This is a genomic window from Kribbella sp. NPDC050470 (assembly GCF_044458365.1).
GTDB lineage: Bacteria > Actinomycetota > Actinomycetes > Propionibacteriales > Kribbellaceae > Kribbella.
Genome location: NZ_JBITHV010000004.1, coordinates 326,665 through 344,407 on the forward strand (window position 1 = coordinate 326,665; position 17,743 = coordinate 344,407).

At 68.4% G+C, this 17,743-nt stretch carries 18 protein-coding genes; 13 read left to right on the forward strand and 5 right to left on the reverse strand.

The window, feature by feature from the left end; genetic code table 11:
- Positions 1–95 precede the first annotated feature (95 nt).
- On the forward strand, positions 96–1,550 hold the full coding sequence (locus ACIBGM_RS13615) for a glycosyl hydrolase family 18 protein (RefSeq protein WP_360527169.1): 1,455 nt from the start codon (positions 96–98) through the stop codon (positions 1,548–1,550).
- A 1-nt stretch (position 1,551) separates the two neighbouring features.
- The gene (locus ACIBGM_RS13620; protein ID WP_360527172.1) at positions 1,552–2,454 is read left to right on the forward strand and encodes a helix-turn-helix domain-containing protein; all 903 of its coding nucleotides are present in this window, start codon (positions 1,552–1,554) and stop codon (positions 2,452–2,454) included.
- On the opposite strand, the gene ACIBGM_RS13625 is transcribed toward ACIBGM_RS13620, so the two are convergent.
- Together ACIBGM_RS13625 and ACIBGM_RS13630 are read right to left on the reverse strand one after the other, a co-directional pair.
- Positions 2,451–2,900 (reverse strand): YbaK/EbsC family protein, encoded by a 450-nt coding sequence (locus ACIBGM_RS13625; protein ID WP_360527175.1) that lies wholly within the window; start codon positions 2,898–2,900, stop codon positions 2,451–2,453. The two genes, ACIBGM_RS13620 and ACIBGM_RS13625, sit on opposite strands and share 4 nt — an antisense overlap.
- A gap of 4 nt (positions 2,901–2,904) precedes the next feature.
- A complete protein-coding gene (locus ACIBGM_RS13630; protein ID WP_360527179.1) occupies positions 2,905–4,128 on the reverse strand; it encodes an MFS transporter in 1,224 nt (407 codons plus the stop codon).
- A 71-nt stretch (positions 4,129–4,199) separates the two neighbouring features.
- Here ACIBGM_RS13630 and ACIBGM_RS13635 point away from each other — a divergent pair, with 71 nt between their 5' ends.
- Positions 4,200–5,087: a LysR family transcriptional regulator gene (locus ACIBGM_RS13635; RefSeq protein ID WP_360527182.1), complete on the forward strand. Its 888-nt coding sequence runs from the start codon at positions 4,200–4,202 to the stop codon at positions 5,085–5,087.
- 85 nt (positions 5,088–5,172) lie between these two features.
- Positions 5,173–5,922 carry a hypothetical protein gene (locus ACIBGM_RS13640; RefSeq protein ID WP_396385618.1) on the forward strand — a complete coding sequence of 250 codons (750 nt, stop codon included), beginning with the start codon at positions 5,173–5,175 and terminating at the stop codon, positions 5,920–5,922.
- A gap of 45 nt (positions 5,923–5,967) precedes the next feature.
- Here the strand turns inward: ACIBGM_RS13640 and ACIBGM_RS13645 are convergent, their stop codons facing one another.
- Positions 5,968–7,509, reverse strand: coding sequence for a cellulose binding domain-containing protein (locus ACIBGM_RS13645; protein ID WP_360527188.1), 1,542 nt, complete (start codon positions 7,507–7,509; stop codon positions 5,968–5,970).
- A 29-nt stretch (positions 7,510–7,538) separates the two neighbouring features.
- The gene (locus ACIBGM_RS13650) at positions 7,539–9,251 is read right to left on the reverse strand and encodes a glycosyl hydrolase family 18 protein (RefSeq protein WP_360527191.1); all 1,713 of its coding nucleotides are present in this window, start codon (positions 9,249–9,251) and stop codon (positions 7,539–7,541) included.
- A gap of 203 nt (positions 9,252–9,454) precedes the next feature.
- Between ACIBGM_RS13650 and ssd the strand changes: the two genes are divergently transcribed.
- The 8 genes from ssd (at position 9,455) to ACIBGM_RS13690 (ending at position 16,071) form a co-directional block, all read left to right on the forward strand.
- Positions 9,455–10,525 carry a septum site-determining protein Ssd gene (gene ssd / locus ACIBGM_RS13655; RefSeq protein WP_360527195.1) on the forward strand — a complete coding sequence of 357 codons (1,071 nt, stop codon included), beginning with the start codon at positions 9,455–9,457 and terminating at the stop codon, positions 10,523–10,525.
- Positions 10,522–11,682, forward strand: coding sequence for a TadA family conjugal transfer-associated ATPase (locus ACIBGM_RS13660; protein WP_360527197.1), 1,161 nt, complete (start codon positions 10,522–10,524; stop codon positions 11,680–11,682). Before ssd ends, ACIBGM_RS13660 begins: the two co-directional genes overlap by 4 nt.
- A gap of 251 nt (positions 11,683–11,933) precedes the next feature.
- Positions 11,934–12,548, forward strand: a complete 615-nt coding sequence (locus ACIBGM_RS13665) for a type II secretion system F family protein (RefSeq protein ID WP_360527200.1) — start codon at positions 11,934–11,936, stop codon at positions 12,546–12,548.
- A gap of 14 nt (positions 12,549–12,562) precedes the next feature.
- Positions 12,563–13,276, forward strand: a complete 714-nt coding sequence (locus ACIBGM_RS13670) for a type II secretion system F family protein (RefSeq protein ID WP_360527204.1) — start codon at positions 12,563–12,565, stop codon at positions 13,274–13,276.
- A gap of 116 nt (positions 13,277–13,392) precedes the next feature.
- The gene (locus tag ACIBGM_RS13675) at positions 13,393–13,647 is read left to right on the forward strand and encodes a DUF4244 domain-containing protein (RefSeq protein WP_360527207.1); all 255 of its coding nucleotides are present in this window, start codon (positions 13,393–13,395) and stop codon (positions 13,645–13,647) included.
- 445 nt (positions 13,648–14,092) lie between these two features.
- Positions 14,093–14,440: a TadE family type IV pilus minor pilin gene (locus ACIBGM_RS13680; protein ID WP_360527210.1), complete on the forward strand. Its 348-nt coding sequence runs from the start codon at positions 14,093–14,095 to the stop codon at positions 14,438–14,440.
- Positions 14,437–14,808, forward strand: a complete 372-nt coding sequence (locus ACIBGM_RS13685) for an Rv3654c family TadE-like protein (RefSeq protein WP_360527213.1) — start codon at positions 14,437–14,439, stop codon at positions 14,806–14,808. The genes ACIBGM_RS13680 and ACIBGM_RS13685 overlap by 4 nt, the downstream gene beginning before the upstream one ends.
- 642 nt (positions 14,809–15,450) lie before the next feature.
- Entirely contained in the window at positions 15,451–16,071 is a 621-nt protein-coding gene (locus ACIBGM_RS13690) for a response regulator transcription factor (RefSeq protein ID WP_360527216.1), read from the forward strand.
- 208 nt (positions 16,072–16,279) lie between these two features.
- Here the strand turns inward: ACIBGM_RS13690 and ACIBGM_RS13695 are convergent, their stop codons facing one another.
- Positions 16,280–16,975 (reverse strand): WYL domain-containing protein, encoded by a 696-nt coding sequence (locus ACIBGM_RS13695; protein WP_360527219.1) that lies wholly within the window; start codon positions 16,973–16,975, stop codon positions 16,280–16,282.
- A 49-nt stretch (positions 16,976–17,024) separates the two neighbouring features.
- Between ACIBGM_RS13695 and ACIBGM_RS13700 the strand changes: the two genes are divergently transcribed.
- Positions 17,025–17,705, forward strand: a complete 681-nt coding sequence (locus tag ACIBGM_RS13700; RefSeq protein ID WP_360527222.1) for an alpha/beta hydrolase — start codon at positions 17,025–17,027, stop codon at positions 17,703–17,705.
- The last annotated feature ends 38 nt before the right edge of the window (positions 17,706–17,743 follow it).

Genomic DNA, 17,743 nt, shown 5'->3' on the forward strand with positions numbered 1-17,743 from the left:
GGATGTAAAAGCTTCCTCAGTTTTCTGCCTGTGGGAGCGCTTTCACTTTATGCAGGCTCTTGACAATGTAGTTACGCAGTCACAGTTTGTAAGTCATGAAAACGCGTGCACTCCGCCCCCAGGCCGCGATCATCCCCGCCCTGATCACGCTTCTCGCCGCCCTCACGGGCCTGCTTCTGGTCCCCGCGACCGGATCCGCCGCCACCAATCTCGTCACGAACGGCACCTTCGAAACCGGAGATCTGTCCGGCTGGACCTGTGCCGCCGGCGCCGCCACGACCTCGGCCCGCACCGGCAGTTACGCGCTCCAGGGCAGCCCGACGTCGTCCGACAACGCCCGCTGCAGCCAGTCGATTCCGGTCAAGTCCAGTACGACGTACACCTTGTCCGCCTGGGTCAAGGGCTCGAACGTCTACCTGGGCTTCGAGGGAGGTACGTCGACCTGGAGCACGAGCACCACGTGGAACCAACTGACGACCACCTTCACCACTGGTGCCTCCACGACCCGGGTGACGATCTACCTGCACGGTTGGTACGGACTGCCGCCGTACCAGGCTGACGACGTCGTGCTCGACGGTCCGGGCGGTACGCCGGACCCGACCACGCCACCGACCACTCCGCCCACCACGCCGCCGACCACTCCGCCGCCGTCTGATGGGACCTTGCCGAAGCACGTCCTGACCGGCTACTGGCAGAACTTCAACAACGGTGCCACCGTCCAGCGCATCAGTGACGTCCACGCGGCGTACGACCTGATCGCGGTGGCGTTCGCCGACGCCGTACCGTCCCAACCGGGTGCCATCACCTTCAACCTGGACTCGGCCGGGCTGGGTGGCTACACGGTGGCCCAGTTCAAGGCCGACATCGCCGCCAAGCAGGCGGCCGGGAAGCGGGTCATCCTGTCGGTCGGCGGCCAGAACGGCACCATCTCGGTCGGCAGCGCCGAGGCCGCGACCAACTTCGCCAACAGCGCGCTGACGGTGCTGCGCGAGTACGGCTTCGACGGGATCGACATCGACCTGGAGAACGGGGTCAACGCGCAGTACATGGGCCAGGCGCTGCGCAGCCTGCGCAACTCGTTCGGCAGCGGGCTGATCATCGCGATGGCGCCGCAGACGATCGACATGCAGAGCACGTCGTTCGAGTACTTCAAGCTGGCGCTGGCGATCAAGGACATCCTGACCGTGGTCAACGTGCAGTACTACAACTCCGGCTCGATGAACGGCTGCGACGGGCAGGTGTACTCGCAGGGCACGGTCGACTTCATCACCGCACAGGCCTGCATCATGCTGCAGAACGGACTGCGGCCCGACCAGGTCGGTCTCGGCCTGCCGGCCTCGTCCCGTGCGGCCGGCAGCGGCTACGTCTCGCCGCAGATCGTCAACAACGCCCTGGACTGCCTGACCCGGGGCACGAACTGCGGCAACTTCAAGCCGAGCACCACATGGCCGTCGCTGCGCGGTGCGATGACCTGGTCGACCAACTGGGACGCGCTGAACGGCAACGCGTTCGCGAACCAGGTCGGCGCCCACGTGCACGCGCTGCCCTGACATGCACAGTTACCGACCGGCTCCGGTGCTGGAAGCGCTTGGTGTCTGCTCGCAGGACGAGCAGCTCTACCGGGCGCTTCTGGCCCGACCGGAGTCCACGACTGTCGCCCTTGCACGTGACACCGGTTGGCCTGCGACGCGCGTCGGCAGGCACCTGCGGTCACTGCTGTCACTCGGCCTGGCGTCTCGTACTCCGGGGCGGCCTGCTCGCTACGTCCCGGCCGTGCCGGAGGCCGCGGTCGAGCTCTTGGCACTCCGGAAGCAGGCAGCCATCGTCGAGGCCCGGCTGGGTGCCTCGGTGCTCACTGCGGAGTTCCGTGCTCGGCATGGCGCGTTCACGGTGATCCGCGGATCCGAGGCGATCGCTCAACGGTTCTACCAGGCGCAGGCGTGTGCGCAGGACGAGGTGCTCGTCCTCAACCGGCCTGCGTACGTCGTCACGCCCGTTCGCGGCGTCTCGTGCCGGGTGATCTACGACATGGCGTCGGTGTCGGAGCCCACCGATCTGGCGGCTGCCCGGTCGGTGGGTTGCCGGATCCTGCGCGACGTACCGCTCGAGTTGGTTCTGGTGGATCGCCGTACTGGGCTGCTGCCGACCAGTCCGGAGGTGGTCGTCGAAGTGGGGCCGTCCAGCCTGCTTGATGGACTGCTGCGGTTGTTCGAGCTGCTGTGGCAGCAGGCGAGCCCGCTTGCACCTTCGGCCTCGGAGGGGCCGCTGAGGGGTGAGGACCAGCAGCTGCTGGCGCTCGCCGCGGCGGGGTTGACGGACCAGGCGATCGCTCGGCGGCTCGGGGTGGCGCAGCGGACGGTCGAGCGCCGGATGCAGCGGATCCTCAAGGCGCTGGACGCGACCACCCGCTTCCAGGCCGGCCTCCGCGCCGGCCAACGCGGCCTCCTCGCCTAGTCGGTGACGTCTGCTACTACTGCCTTCAATGATTTGACCAGGTCGTCGGCATTGACGGTGATGCCGACGCCGTGGTCGCCGCCGCCGAGGGAGATCGTGCCGGTGATGCGCTCGTCGGCGATCACCGGCCAGGCGTGCGTGCTGCCGAGCGGAGTGATGGTGCCGCGGACGTACCCGGTCACGTCGAACGCAGTGTCCTTGTCCGGCATCGAGATCCGGTTGACCCCGAGCAGCGTGCGCAGCTTCGGCCACGCGATCTCCCGATCGCCGGGGACCAGTACGAAGCGGTAGTCGTCGTCGGACAGCCGGACCACGATCGTCTTGATCAGGCTGGCCGGCTCGATGCCCCGCGCCGCCGCGGCCTCCTCGAGCGAGTTGACCCGCCCGTGCCTGGTCACCTCGTAGCTCAGGCCCAACTGGTCGGCTGCCTCGATCGCTCTGGTCACCTGGCTAGTTTCGCACCTTGCTGGGAACGGCCTTGAGGAGTACGGCCAGCAGGAGAGTGATGAGGAAGAGCACACACGCCTCCAGCGCCACCCCACTCCAGCCCCCGTGCGTCCACGCAGCCCCGGCCAACCCGCCGAACACCGACGAGCCGAGATAGAACGAGAACAGGTAGAGGCTGGCCGCCTGCCCGGTCCCACCGCCACCTGCGTGTGCCCGGGCGGCCACCCAACCGCTGGCCACACCATGTACGGCGAAGAAGCCGGCCGTCATCAGTGCGAGCCCGACCACAATCAGCGGCAGCGGCGCAGCAAGGGTGACGGCCACTCCGGCCAGCGTGACAAGACAGCCCGCCGGGACAACCGCCCGCCGCCCGTACCGGTCAGCAAGCCACCCTGCCGTAGCCGAACCAGCCGACCCGAGCAGATAGACGGTGAACACCAGCCCAGCCGCTCCCGCGCTCAGGTCGTACGGCGCTCCGGACAGCCGGAACACGGCTCCGTTGTACACAGCGACGAACGCGCCGACCGCGGTGGCAGCGATCCCGTAGAGCGCCAGCAAGGCCGGGTCCCGCAGTACGCGGCCGGTCTGGGTCAGCAACTGCCGCGGGCTGGCCGGGGCCGGCTGGAAGTTCTGGGAGGCGGGCAGCAGCAGCCAGACCACGGCGGCGCACAGGACACCGACGACTGCGATGCCGCCGGCCGCGAATCGCCAGCCGCCGAGGTCGGCGAGCCCACCTGCGACGAGGCGGCCGGCCATGCCGCCAACCGCCGTACCCGCGATGTAGAGGCCGCTGGCGCGGGCGTGGCTGTCTTGGTGCACCTCCTCGCGGAGGTATGCCATGGCGACAGCGGGCAGACCGGCCATCGCGATGCCTTGGAGGCCGCGGAGGGCGAGCAGCGCGTGCCAGGTCGGCGCTACTGCACACAGCAGGGCAATGACGGAGGTGGCGGCGACCGACCAGCGCATCAGAGTGGTGCGTCCGATCACCTCGGAGGCGGGACCTGCGATCAGCAGCGCGATGCCGAGTCCGAGCGTGGCCAGCGACACCGTGAACGCGCTCTGGCTCGGCGAGACCTTGAACGCATCGACGAGCTCGGGGAGCAGCGGCTGGGTGCTGTAGAGCAGTGCGAACGTCGCCAGGCCCGCCGCGAACAGGGCGATGGACAGCCGGCGGTAGCCGGCCTCGCCTGGCCGGTAGCCGGGCTGCGCGGCGACGGAAGTGTGCATGCCTTCGACCGTGCCACGCATTGTGCGATACGTAAAATGTCGATCTCAGCAGTAATCGATACGCTTCTCGTATGCATGTCGAAGACCTGCGCTCGTTCATCGTCCTCGCCGAGACCGAGCATCTGACCGAAGCGGCCGCCGTACTGGGGACGAGCCAGCCCAACCTGTCCCGCTCGCTTCGTCGCGTCGAGAGCGCGTTCGGAGTGCAACTCTTCGAGCGCGAGCACCGAGGCTTGCGGCTGAACCCGTACGGGCGCGTCGTCCTGGAGGCTGCCCGCGCCGGTACGGCGGCTGTCGACAGTGCACGTCAGCGCATCGACGCGCTGCTCGACCCGGAGTCGGGGACAGTGCGGCTCGGGTTCCTGCACTCGGTCGCGACCAGCCTGGTGCCGGACCTGCTGAAGGCGTTCCGCTCGCAGGCGCCGAGCGTCCGGTTCGCGCTGCGGCAGGAGCCGGCGCATGACATCGTCCAGGACCTGGAGAGTGGGGAGGCGGAGATCGGCATCATCGCGCCGCGGCCGGATCCGGAGCTGTTCGGGTGGCACCTGCTCGAGCAGCAGCGGCTGTGCCTGCATGTCCCGCCCGGTCATCCGCTGGCGTCGCGGCGGCGGGTGGAGTTGGCTGCGGCCGCTGACGAGCAGTTCGTCGGGCTGCGGCCTGGGTTCGGGTTCCGGCGGATCAGTGAGGAGCTGTGCCGCGCGGCTGGGTTCACGCCGCGGCTGGCGTTCGAGGCGACCGACCTCGCGACCATCGACAGTCTGGTCGGTGCCGGGCTCGGGGTGGCGGTGTTGCCGTCCGGTGCGGTGCGCGGGAACGAGAGTGGGGCGGTGTCGATCCCGCTCGCCGGGGTGCGGGCGCGGCGGGAGATCGGGATGGCGTGGCGGTTGCGGGCGCAGCTCACGCCGGCTGCCGAGCGGTTCCGCGACTTCGTCCGGTCGCAACCGGTGCGGTCGGCCTGAGTCTGACCGTGACTTTCGTAGCGTTGGTCCAATTTTCCCGGTGTCGACTTGCAGTGAGAGGGCTTTCCACCGCACAGTTTCCTCCGTGAGGAAGCGTCTCAGTTCGATCCGCCCGAGCCGGCGCCTGCTGTTCGCAGCCGGCACGGCTGCCGCTGCGTCGACGGTTGCGTCGGCTGCAACGGCCTCGGCCGGCGAGCTCGGCTCCACCGGCGCGTACGGGTCGGGAGTGCTGGGCGCTTGGGAGCGGCAGGCGCGCGCGATCTCGGCCGAGTCGCAGATCCGCAAGGCGCGGGAGACCGACGGCGTCTTCATGTTCGGCGACAGCATCGGCGTCCAGGACGGACCGTCGCTGGCCAAGCAGCTGACCGCGCACGGCATTCACATCGCCGTGCACAACTGGGCCGGCCGCCCGGTCACGCCCGCCGTCGACGCCCTCGACACCTGGGCCCAGGACTACGGCCTGCCGCACCGCATCCTGATGTCGGTCGGCTCCAACGACATCTTCACCCCGCCCGCGGTGGCCGCCCAGGTCGAGCGGACCATGCAGATCGTCGGCGCCGAGCGGACGGTCTTCTGGGTCAACATCCAGGCCGCCCGGACCGGGCACGGTCCCGGCGTCCAAGTCTCCGACCAGCGGAACAGCGCCTGGATCAACCTCCAGCTCGCCGAGGCGCAGCGCCGCCACGAGAACCTCCGCGTGATCCGCTGGGCCGAGCACCTGGCCGCCAAGCCCAACCGCCTCGCCAAGTACCTCCGCGACGGCCTGCACCCGTCGATCCCGCTGGGCCAGAACGCCCGCAACGCCCTCATCGTCGAGGCTCTGAAGTCCGGCTGAGTACGGCGACGCGCGGGTTGCTGCCCGCACGTCGCCGTACCGCTGTCAGAACCCGGCCGTGATCCGGGTGAACTCCCACTCGGGCTGCGAGATGCCGGAGCAGTTCGAGACCACGCCGCCACCCGGGCACGGGCGGTCGCGGTTGACCGACCAGAACGCCAGCCGGCCGAGCCCGTTCGACTTGGCCCAGTTGGTGATGTTCTGCCAGGTCGCCGTGGTGGTCATCTCCTGCTGGTCGGACAGACCGTTCATGCCGGAGATGCCCTGGTGCGCGTAGGCCTGCGCGGTGGTCCAGCCGAAGGTCGCCTTCAGCTTGTTGTTCAGGCCGACGGACGCGTTGATGGTGTCCTGCTGGATGTTCGAGCTGCCGAAGTCGAACGGCATCAGCGTGTAGATGTCGATGTTCGCGCCGAGAGCCGCGGACCGCTCGATCAGCCGGTTGCCCCAGTAGTTCGGGCCGCTGGTCGTCGTACCGAAGGTGAGGATCGTCTGGATCCCCGGGTTGTTCTGCTTGACGATCTTGAGCGCGTTCAGGATGCGGTCCTGGACGACCTCGTTCTCGAACTCGTCGCTGTTCTCGATGTCGACGTCGATCGCCTTCAGGTTGTAGGCGTTGATCACCTGCTGGTACGCGCCGGCGAGCGCCTCCGGCGTACTGCAGTTCGGGCCGAGCTTGTTGCCGCTCCAGCCGCCGATCGACGGCACGATGTCGCCGCCGGCGGCGCGGATCTGTGCGATCGCGTTGGCGTCCGCACTGCCCTGCAGCGGCCTGCTGCCGTCCCATGCCGGGTTGCAGCCACCGGACGACAGGATGAACGCCATGGTGAACCACCTGATGCCGGTCGCGTTCATGACGGTCGCCGGGTTCGGCGGGTCACCCCAGCCCATGTAGAGGTACGGCGCCGCCCGCCGGGTGCCGGGGTTGCCGCCACCGGTGGTCGTCGTCACCGAGATGCTGCTGCTCTTCGGCCCTTCACCCGCGCTGTTGGACGCACTGACCTGGTAGCTGTACGTCGTGTTCGCGGTCAGCCCGGAGTCCGTGTACGACGTACCGGTCGGGGAGCCGACCTTCGTGCCGTTGCGGTACACGCTGTAGCTCGTTGCACCGCTTGCCGCGGACCAACTGAGGCTGACCGACGACGAGGTCGCCGTACCGGACAGACCTGTCGGTGCGCCCGGTGGGGTGCCGCCACCGCCGCCAGTGCAGGAGCCGCCGTTCAGCCGGCAGGCTGTGAGCCCTGGGAAGTTGCCTGGGCTGCCGTTGAAGCCGAAGGTGACGCTGGCGCCCGGTGCGAGCGGTCCGGCCCAGCTCGGCGGCGTGAACGTGTGTGTCTGGCCGCTGCTGCTCCTGGTAGCGTCCCACGAGCTACTGATGGTGTAGCCGGACGGGAAGTCGAGCGCGACCGACCAGGTGCTCACCGAGCTCGTGGTGCCGTTGGTGACAGTCACCTTGCCCTCGAACCCGCTGCCCCAGTCGGACACCTTGGTGAAGGCTGCGGTGACACCGGCCGCGTTCGCAGCCGGCGCGATCAGAAGTGCCAGTACTACTGCAATGACAGCCGCTAGAGCCATCGAGATGCGTTTCATGATTGCTCCGATCAGTGGGCGGTACGTGATCAGACTCGGCCCCAGAGTGCGGGGACGTTCAGTGGCTCCCAGCCGGTCAGGGAGGTGTGCCCCTGGATGCACTTGTAGGTGAGGCCGTTGTAGCTCACCAGCGCACCGGTCGCGTACGTCGTGTTCGGCGCCCACGGGGTGGCCGTCGGAGGCGTCGAGGTCGGCGTCGGGGTGGGAGTCGGCGTCGGTGTCGGCGTGGGAGTGGGGGTCGGTGTCGGAGTGGGCGTCGGAGTGGGCGTCGGCGTCGGGTTCGGGCCGCTGCAGCCTGGGGTCTCCGCGTTGACTGCGTTCACCACGTGGTTGAAGAGGGTGACGTTCGGGTCGAGTGCCTCGAGGGAGTACATCATCGCGCCGGCCAGGCCGTTGCAGTGCTGGTAGTCCGCCTTGGCCTTGATCGACTGGGCGTTGTCACCGGTCCAGAAGGTGCCGTTGCGGTAGAACCACGACGCCTTGGTGGTCTCGTCGAAGTACGTCGCCGACGGATCGTCCACGAACCCGACGAGCTCCTTGTAGAAGGAGACACCGGGCACATTGCCGCTCATCGCGTGCCCGTCGGCCGGTCCGGTGGCGGGCTGGTACTTGCCGTTCGCCGTACTCGGAACGCCCTTCCAGCCCCTGTAGTAGAAGGGATATCCGATCGTCAGCTTGTTCGCCGGGAAGCCGCCGGGGATGCCGTACGCCGGGTCGCCGGTGGTCCACGCCTTGATCGCGCCGTCGATCGAGTACTTGGCCGAGCCGGGCGGGATCGGTGTGCTCGGGTCGTCCGGGGCCTGGTAGAGCGGGTCCTGGAAGTTCGTCGGCCCGGTGGCGTCCCAGCCGCCGTGCATGTCGTACGTCATCACGTTGTTGTAGTCGAGGTACTGGCCGATCTTGTCGGTCTCGATCGTGGCGATCTTGTCCTGGCCGGCCGGGGTGGCGGCGGTCAGGTAGTAGCGCTTGCCGGTCTGGCCGCCGTACGCGTTCAGCTGGGACCGGAACTCGGCCAGCAGCAGGGTGAAGTTCTGCTTGTCGGCGGGACTCCAGTGGTTGCCGACGTGGCCGTTCGGCGAGCCCGGGTACTCCCAGTCGAGGTCGATGCCGTCGAAGATGCCGGAGGCCGTGCCGGGACCGCCGAAGCCGTCGATTACCGGGAGGTCGCCCTTGAGGAACATGTTCACGCAGGAGCTGACGAACGTCTTGCGCTTGGCGTCGGTGGAGGCGGCGTCGGAGAAGTACTTCGAGTACGTCCAGCCGCCGATCGAGATCAGGATCTTCAGGTTCGGGAACTGCGCCTTGAGCTTCTTCAGTTGGTTGAAGTTGCCCTGGATCGGCTGGTTCCAGACGTCGCCGACCCCGTCGACGCTGATGTCCGCGCCGTACGACTTGCCGTAGTCGGCGAACGCGTCGCCGGCGCCGTCACCCGCGTTCGGGTTGTTCTCGTCCTGCGAGGCAGCCTTGTTCGCCATGAAGCAGGTGTGGTCGGTCGGGTGGATGTTCGCGAACGCGTAGTTCAGGAAGTCCAGCTTGCCGGCCGCGCCGGTAGTGATCAGGTTCTTCGGGTAGAACGCGTTGGCGTAGATCCCCCACTGGGTGAAGTACGCCGTCTTCACCCCACCGCTCGTGGCGGCCGGGGCCTGGGCCGTCTCGGGGCTGGCGAGGGAGACGCCGGCGGCGGTGATCAGGGCGGTGGCGGCGACGGTTGCGGTGGCGGCGAGCATGCGTAGTCGACTCATGGGCGGTCCTCCGGAGCTGGGACGGAAGCGGTCCGGTGAAATTTAGTTAAAGACGCTTCGAAAGGAACCGTAACCGTTCCCGGCGGGTTGGTCGCGGGCTGGCGATGGCGGATTCCCGCTGCTGACGGAAACCCGACAGGCCTTTGTCCACAGGGATTCAGTGCGTTGGCCGGAGGATGCCGCGACGACGGCATCTTCTAGGCATGGACACTTCTTCGACTTCAGTGCTCTTGGCAACTACTGACGACCTGCTGCTCGACGACCTGCTCCGGCTGGCCGCGGCGGCCTCGATCACCCCACTGGTCGAGCACGACCTGCTCGGCCTCCGCCGCAGCTGGCACGCCGGCTCCCTGGTCGTGGTCGGCCACGACCTGGCCGAGCCACTCGCCCGAACCCAACCGGTACGGCGATCCGGCGTCGTCGTCGCCGGGTTCGCCGGCGGTGACGACGTGTACCGGTGTGCCTTCGACATCGGCGCGGAGTCGGTGTTCCGGTTACCCACGGACGAGTCCGCCTTGGGCGACAAGTTGGCCGATGCCTTGGATGGCGAGGTCCGGACTGCGTTGACGCTCGCGTTCGTGGGCGGCTGCGGGGGAGCGGGAGCGACCACGCTCGCCTCGGCGGTGGCCGTGTTCGGGAACCGGCGTGGGTATCGCACGATGCTGATCGACGGCGATCCACTCGGCGGCGGCATCGAGTTGGCGCTGGGGATCGAGCAGGATGTCGGCGATCGCTGGCCGAAGTTGCTCAACGCGTCCGGCCGGGTAAGTGCTGCTGCGCTGCGGTCCGCCTTGCCGTCGGTGAACGGGCTGGCGGTGTTGTCGTGGGATCGGTCCGATGTGACCGTCCTGCCGCCGGAGACGATGAGTTCGGTGCTGAGCGCGGCCCAACGCAGCAGCGATCTGGTCGTCGTCGACCTGCCTCGGCGGGCGGATCCGGCGGTGGAGGAAGGTTTCGTCCGCGCCGGCGCGACGCTGCTCGTCGTACCGTGCGATGTCAGGTCGGTCGCCGCGGCGCATCGGTTGGTCGGTCCGCTGCGCGACGTCGCCGGTGATCTTCGGGTGGTGGCGCGGGATCCGCGGGTGAACGGGCTGTCTGCTGCTGACGTCGCGGCGCACCTATCATTGCCATTGGCAACGAGAGTTGGTTACGAGCGGGATCTGCCGGCGGCGATGGATCAGGGGCGGTTCGATCCGCGTCCGCGTGGGCCTCTCGGTCGTGCGGCGTCGGAGCTCCTGGATCTGTTCGGCCTCTACTCAGCGGCGGCGGCATGAGTGCCTCCGCCGTACTCATCGATCGTGTCCGGGCGACCTTGGCCGTCACCGGTGCGGAGCCGACACCTGCTCGCGTCGCTGCTGCTCTCCGGGCGGATGGCGGCGTCTACGGCGACGCGATCGTGCTCGCCGTGGTCGCGGCACTCCGCCGGGAGGCGTTGGGTGCGGGCCCGCTCGACAGCCTGCTGTCCGAGCCGGGTATCACCGACATCCTGGTGAACGGTCCCGACGAGGTGTACGTCGACCGTGGTTCCGGCCTCGAACGCGTGCTGGTCCGCACCGGCGACGAGCCTGCTATCCGCCGTCTCGCCACCCGGTTGGCCGCGGCCGCAGGTCGCCGACTCGACGACGCCACGCCGTACGTCGACGTGCGCCTCTCCGACGGCACCCGCTTCCACGCCGTACTTGCGCCGGTCGCCGCGCCAGGCACCTGTCTGTCGTTGCGCGTCCCGTCCAGGAAGGTCTTCACGCTCGACGACTTGGTCGCTGCAGGTGCGCTGCCGCCGGCCGGTGCGACGATCCTGCGTGACTTGGTCGATGCGCGATTGGCCTTCCTGATCAGCGGTGGCACGGGTACTGGGAAGACCACGCTGCTGAATTCCCTGCTGTCCTTGGTGGATCCCTCGGAACGGCTCGTCCTCGTCGAGGACGCCGGAGAGCTGCGCCCGAACCATCCCCACGTCGTCCGCCTCGAGGCACGACCACCGAACGTAGAGGGAAGCGGCGAGATCTCTCTCCGAGACCTGGTCCGCCAGGCCCTCCGCATGCGCCCCGATCGCCTCGTGGTCGGTGAGGTTCGCGGACCCGAGGTCGTCGACCTGCTGACCGCCTTGAACACCGGCCACGAAGGCGGCTGCGGCACCGTCCACGCCAACTCGGCCACCGACGTCCCGGCCCGTCTGGAAGCCTTGGGCGCCCTAGCCGGCCTCACCCGAGAAGCCGTCCACAGCCAGGTCGCCTCCGCCCTCCACGCCGTCATCCACCTGACCCGCCCCGCCGACGGCCCCCGCCGAATCGCCGAGATCCAAGTCTTCGACCGCCTCCCGACCGGCCAAGTAGTCACCCGCCCAGCCGTCACCTTCCACCACCCCAACAACACCCTCACCCTCCACCCGCCCGCCCATCGCTTCACCAACCCCCACCCCGCCGCCGCATGACTCCCGCCCTGCTCTCCAGCCTCCTGGTCCTCCTCACCCTCCACCTACTTCTCCCCGCCCGCCATCGAGCCCTCCACCGCCTGACCCCTCATCCACCCCAAGGCGCCTCCGCGGTCCCTCCGCCTGCCGCAGCCACCCCAACACCCGCGGCCGCCCGGCGACGCTTCCCCCGACTCGCCGTCGCCCGCTCGCAGCAACGTCGCGTGTGGCTCCTCGCGCCACCAGCCGCACTCACCAGCTTGATCTTTGGCATGCAGTTCCTGGTGTCCGTCGCCGCCCTGGCCGCCATCACCTGGCTCGTCCACAACCAACGAACCCAACACCGCCAACGCACAACCACCGCCGCCCGCCGCGCCAACATCATCGAAGCCCTCGACGTACTCGCCGCCGACCTCACCGCCGGCCGCCCACCCATCGAGGCATTGGAAGGCGCCGCAACCATCTGCCCCGACTTCCAAGTCGCCCACGCCGCCGCCAAACTCGGCGGAGACATCCCCGGCGCCCTCGAGCTCGCCGCAGAATCCCCCGGCGCCGAAGGCCTCCGCGCCCTCGCAGCCTCTTGGCGAGTCGCCGACGAATCCGGCGCCGCCTTCGCCACCCTCACCGACCGCCTCGCCCAATCCCTCCGGGCCGACGAGTCCATCCACCGCCAAACCGCCGCCAGCCTCGCCGGTGCTCGTTCCACCGCCCGCATCCTGGCCCTGCTCCCCATCTTCGGCATTGCCCTCGGCTACTCCCTGGGCGCCAACCCCCTCACCTTCCTCACCACAACCCCCACCGGCTGGCTTTGCCTAACCGTCGGCCTAGCCCTGACGACCGCCGGCCTCCACTGGACCACCCACCTAGCCAAACTCCCAGCCACCTAGCGAGCCCTGACCCCATGAGCACTGTCCTGGCAGCCACAGCCGCAGCACTCGCGTCGTACCTCTTGCTGCCCGCCCAACCATCCCTCCGCCGTCTCACCCACCGACCCCGCCGCCCCCGACCCCGCCCGCCCCGCCGACACCAACTAGCAGCCACCCTCGCCGCTCTCGGCCTCCTCTTCCTCTTCGGCATGCCGTGGTCCATCCCGCTCGCCGCCGCGGCCGTCTACCTCATCCCCAAGGCGCTAGCCCGCCTTGAACCAGCCGCCACCAAGCAACGAACCGCACAACTCACCCGAGATCTCCCCCTGGCCGTAGATCTCCTAGCCGCCTGCCTCCGCGCCGGCCGCCCACCCCAACAAGCCCTCACCACAGTCGCCGCCGCCATCCGCGGCCCCCTGGCCGACCTCTTCACCAAGGTCGCCCATCACCTGTCCCTAGGCGCCGACCCAATCGACGCCTGGTCCCACCTGCGCGCCGAACCAGCTTGCGCCCCCTTCGCACGAGCCATCGACCGTTCCCTCCGCTCGGGCGCCCCGCTCTCCAAGACCCTCGAACACCTGGCCGACGACACCCGTCAGGCCCACCACCACGCCGCCGACCAAGCGGCCCGCGCCATCGAGTCCCGAACTGCCCTGCCCCTAGGCCTCTGCTTCCTCCCAGCCTTCATCCTCCTGTCCATCGTCCCTACCATCGCCGACGCCCTGATCCCGTACCTAACCCGCCAATAGGAGCCACAGGCAACAAGTTGTCCCCAACCCAGAATCTCCTTGAAAAAAAGGCCTCCAACAACGGCACCTTGTCAGCAACAGATCCGGACACCCGGACACGAACCCTGGAGGCACCAATGCAAACCGCCGAGCCGACCCCCACCTCCACCCACCCCGCCCACAAAGCCCTCCGCCTTCCCACCAAGCGCCGATCCCTCCGCCGCTCGGAACGCGGAGCAGCCACCGCCGAGTACGCCGTCAGCGTCGTAGCAGTCTGCGGCCTAGGCGGAATCCTCGTAGCCCTCCTCAAGTCCGACGCCATGCTGAACGCCCTCAAAGCCCTCATCAACTACGCCCTCCAACTAGCCGGCGTAGAAGGCGTCCAGCTCTAACCGGACCGGGGTCGGTCGCACCCCCCTCCCCGCGACCGACCCCACCCCAACCACACCAGGGCATAACCCCCGCCGTACCAATCCCCGAACGGCGACCACAACCACAGCGCGCGCCGCAGTACGACGCGACAGCGGCCCGACGGATCCGGGCCACCCGCAAGACTCCGCGACGGATCTCCAACCAGGGCGGAGACAACCTCCCAACCCAAGGGCCGCCGCGCCACCAGCCCAAGCGCTCCCACCCCACCAATCCAAGCGCCGCCACGACACCACTCCAGCGCTCGCCGCGTCGGCCAACGCAAGGGGACCCCAGATGCCACGCCGGAACCCGCAGCACCTGACGACAACCAGCCACCCAGCTCGCACCCCCGCCAAGCAACAGAGCAACCGCACTCACAGGCATGTCGAGCGCCACCAGGCCCGGCGGTGTGGTGAGCGTGGTGCGGTGACCGCGGAGGTGGCCATTACGCTGCCCGTCCTGCTTACGATGCTCGTCCTGGGCATCTGGCTGATCGGCACCGTCGTGCTCAACATCCAGTGCACCGACGCCGCGCGGGACGTAGCCCGCGCAGTAGCCCGCGGCGAATCCCCCGAATCAGCTCAAGAGCTGGGCCGCCGCACAGGCCCCAAGAACGCAACGATCACCATCACTCGAACCCCCACAGATATCCACGTCAAAGTCACCGCCACTCCCAACCGCTCCGGCCCCCTCCTAGCCCCGTTCCCCACAACGCAGATAACAGCCGAAGCCACCCTCCAGGCCGAACCTTCCACCGAGAGCCCACCCCAATGACGACACACCCCAATCCCCAGCGACGCGTGAAGTCAGAGCGTGGCAGCGGCAGTCTCCTAACGCTCTTCGCCTGCCTGATCCTCGCAACGGCCGTCGCCATGGCGATCCTCTGGACATCCATCTCCACAGCCCGTCACCAACTAGCAGCCGCCGCCGACCTAACCGCCCTAAGCGCCGCCCACTCCCTAACCTCCGGCACCGCCGACCCCTGCACCACAGCCCACCGAATAGCCGCCACCCACCATGTAAACCTCACTGCCTGTCACGTAACCGCCGACACCGTCACCATCCGCGTGACCAAGCAACTAACCCTCCCAGCCCTCGGCACCCCCACCCTCACCACCCAAGCCCAAGCCGGCCCCGCCTAACCCAACCCCTGACCTCGCCACCCGTCGACGTACGCCGACCTCGCCACCCGTCGACGTACGCCGACCTCACCACCCGCCGACGTACGCCTACCTCGCGACCCGCCCATATACGTGCGCGTCGCCGCCTGTCGATGTACGCCCGCGTCGCCACCCGCCGGCGTACGCCCGCGTCGCCGCCTGCCGATGTGCGCCCGCCTCGCCGCCTGTCGATGTACGCGCGCCTTGCCACCTCGCCGACGTACGCCCGCCTCGCCCCTAGCGAGACGTGCGACCGCCTCACTGCGGCCCATCGCGCATTGCACCTCGACATCAGCTGGCTCGGCTTGGTGTGCCTGCGGCTTTCGTTGGCGTGCGCTGTGCTCGCCGTGACCGTGTTCGTGCAGGCCTGTCGAGCGTTGATCACGTGGTCCCGACCAGACGTCAGCGTGTGCGGGCGCGTTGTCTCGGGCCGTACGAAACTCGCGGCGGCTGTCGGGTCGTGAGGATGGGGTCTGGGCGGTCGCGATCTGGTCGCAATCTGGTAGAGATGGGGCGTTGATCTGGACGTGGTGTGTCGGCTGACTCCATGATCTGGAACCGAAGTCCTGCCCATCCTCCCGGACGCACTTCCCCGGCGCCCGGACGGTTACCCCGGAGGCTCGTTTGCCCGAACGCATCCGGCTGTTGCTGGTCGACGACCAGATCCTCAGTCGAGGCGTGCTCAGAAGCGGACTGGAGCGCGAGCGCGACCTGGAGATCGTTGCCGAGCTCAACCGTTCGGACGACGTGGTGGGCGCCGCGAAACGGCACCGGGCGAACGTCGCGCTGCTCGACGCGGCGGGGCCGGGGAAGGACAGCATCAAGGTGACCACGACGCTGCGTACGTCGATGCCGGAGTGCCGGGTCGTGATGCTGACGACGTACGGGCGGCCGATTCACTTCCGGCGCGGGCTCGAGGCAGGTGCGAAGGGGATCGCGTTGAAGGGGAGCCCGGCGCCGCAGTTGGCGGATGCGGTACGGCGTGTGCACCTCGGACTCCGCGTGGTCGACGCCAATCTGGCGGCCGAGAACCTCAGGTACTCCGAGACGCCGCTCAATGACGACGAGACGGACACCCTGCGGGCGGCGCGCGACGGTGGGTCGGTCGCGTTGATGGCGCGCAAACTCGAGGTGTCCGAGCGGGTCGTTCGTACCCGGCTCTGGTCCGCGATCGGCAAGACCGGCGCCCGCACCCGCTCCGACGCCATCCACATAGCCGAACGCAACGGCTGGCTCCTCGACTGAGAACATCCCCCCGACGCCTGGATTCCCGCCCCTCGGGTTCCAGGTTCTGCCATGTACGCGAGGCACCCGGCGAGCGAGCCGGTGTCGGACAACCGCAGCCGGGTCAGGTCGTCCGACTCGGACGCGGGTGCTGTCGCGGTGCACGACCCCGCACGCTGTCTGGTTAGGCGTTGCTGGATGAGACGTTGTTGCCGGGAGCGCGACGGGATCAGACGTCAGTGAGAGCCCGGGCCGTTTCTGGTGGCGTGCCCACCGACTCGACGGGCACGGAAGCCGCGCTCTTCGCAGTCAACTGGGCAGCTTGGATGCGATCGAAGCGGAACCACCTGATCGCGTCCCGGGTTTGGCAGTGCGCCACGAGGTACCACTGTGCTTCGGTATGAGCGATCAACACTGGGTCGACCTTGCGGATCGTGTGCTTTCCGTGATGGTCCTGGTACTGCAGCACCAGCACGCGGCGTTCCTGAAGCGCCCGCTCAATCGAGCGCCTGACCCGGGCATTCCCCGGGCTACCGGTGAGGTCGGTCCAGACGCGGTCGGTGAGAGCACTCGCGCGATCCCGCGTGGGGCGATCCACGACGCTCAGGATTTTGGTCAGGACCGCACGGGCGTGCTGCTCGAATGGTTGCCCACGGTGAGAAGCGACTGCGGCTGCAAGTCCGAGGATCTCTGCCTCGGTGAAGTTGACCGGCGGCAGGGTCGCTTGTGGGTCGACCACGTATCCACCGCCGGGTCCGGGGCGCGCCCAGAGGGGGAATCCGCCGTGCTGCAGGGTGGTGATGTCCCGCTTGATCGTGCGGATGCTGACCTCGAAGGTTCGCGCCAGTTGCTCGGCCGTTCGTCCTGCCTTGCCCGCCCTTCGAAGTTCCTCGCGAATGGCGTAGAGCCGGTCGGTGCGGTTCACCACAAAATGGTGACATACCGGTGACATGGCGGGGAGCAACGATTCGGACGTGACCATTCCACGAGACCCGATCTTGTTCATCAGTGGCGCAGGCCTTCCAGCTTGGGTGTGGGACGAAGTGCGCGACTTACTCGACGTCGGGACGACGGTCGCCCCTCGACCCGCGGAGGGCACGTCGGCAACGCTCCTTCGCTATGCCGAAGCGGCTATCGCGGCGGCACCGCGAGGAATCTTCGCAGTGGTCGCCCATTCCGTCGGAGGCGTCGTTGGCGCAGAAGTGGCCCGGCTTGTTCCCGACCGCGTCAGTGGGTTCTTGGCCGTGACAGCGGCCATCCCGGAGGCAGGACAGTCGTTCACCTCGGCGATGCCCCTCCCCAACCGATGGGTGCTTGCGGCAGCCATGCGCCTCGTCGGCACGCGGCCGCCCGACAAGGTGATCCGTCGGGGTCTTGGTGACGAACTGCCGGATGACGTCGTCGAACGCGTGGTGGCTGAGTTCAGGACCGAGTCGCGGGGCCTGTACCTGGACAAGGCAGCGGCGCCTTCATGGCCTGCCCGACGGGGTTACGTCGCGACGACCCGGGATCGCGAACTACCTCTGTCCCTGCAGGAACGGTTCGCACGACGACTTGACGCGAACTGGGAGGACAAGATCGATGCGGGGCACCTCCCGATGGTCCAGAACCCAAAGGCGCTGGCGGACTCCATTCACCGGTTCCTCGCGGCATGAGTACGTCTCTCGAGCCGCTCGTCGGTCCCCGGAACCCG

Coding starts and splice junctions, on each gene's coding strand:
- ACIBGM_RS13615 (WP_360527169.1), top strand. CDS start 96: ATGAAAACGCGTGCACTCCGCCCCCAGGCCGCGATCATCCCCGCCCTG.
- ACIBGM_RS13620 (WP_360527172.1), top strand. CDS start 1,552: ATGCACAGTTACCGACCGGCTCCGGTGCTGGAAGCGCTTGGTGTCTGC.
- ACIBGM_RS13630 (WP_360527179.1), bottom strand. CDS start 4,128: ATGCACACTTCCGTCGCCGCGCAGCCCGGCTACCGGCCAGGCGAGGCC.
- ACIBGM_RS13635 (WP_360527182.1), top strand. CDS start 4,200: ATGCATGTCGAAGACCTGCGCTCGTTCATCGTCCTCGCCGAGACCGAG.
- ACIBGM_RS13645 (WP_360527188.1), bottom strand. CDS start 7,509: ATGAAACGCATCTCGATGGCTCTAGCGGCTGTCATTGCAGTAGTACTG.
- ACIBGM_RS13650 (WP_360527191.1), bottom strand. CDS start 9,251: ATGAGTCGACTACGCATGCTCGCCGCCACCGCAACCGTCGCCGCCACC.
- ssd (WP_360527195.1), top strand. CDS start 9,455: ATGGACACTTCTTCGACTTCAGTGCTCTTGGCAACTACTGACGACCTG.
- ACIBGM_RS13660 (WP_360527197.1), top strand. CDS start 10,522: ATGAGTGCCTCCGCCGTACTCATCGATCGTGTCCGGGCGACCTTGGCC.
- ACIBGM_RS13665 (WP_360527200.1), top strand. CDS start 11,934: ATGCAGTTCCTGGTGTCCGTCGCCGCCCTGGCCGCCATCACCTGGCTC.
- ACIBGM_RS13670 (WP_360527204.1), top strand. CDS start 12,563: ATGAGCACTGTCCTGGCAGCCACAGCCGCAGCACTCGCGTCGTACCTC.
- ACIBGM_RS13675 (WP_360527207.1), top strand. CDS start 13,393: ATGCAAACCGCCGAGCCGACCCCCACCTCCACCCACCCCGCCCACAAA.
- ACIBGM_RS13685 (WP_360527213.1), top strand. CDS start 14,437: ATGACGACACACCCCAATCCCCAGCGACGCGTGAAGTCAGAGCGTGGC.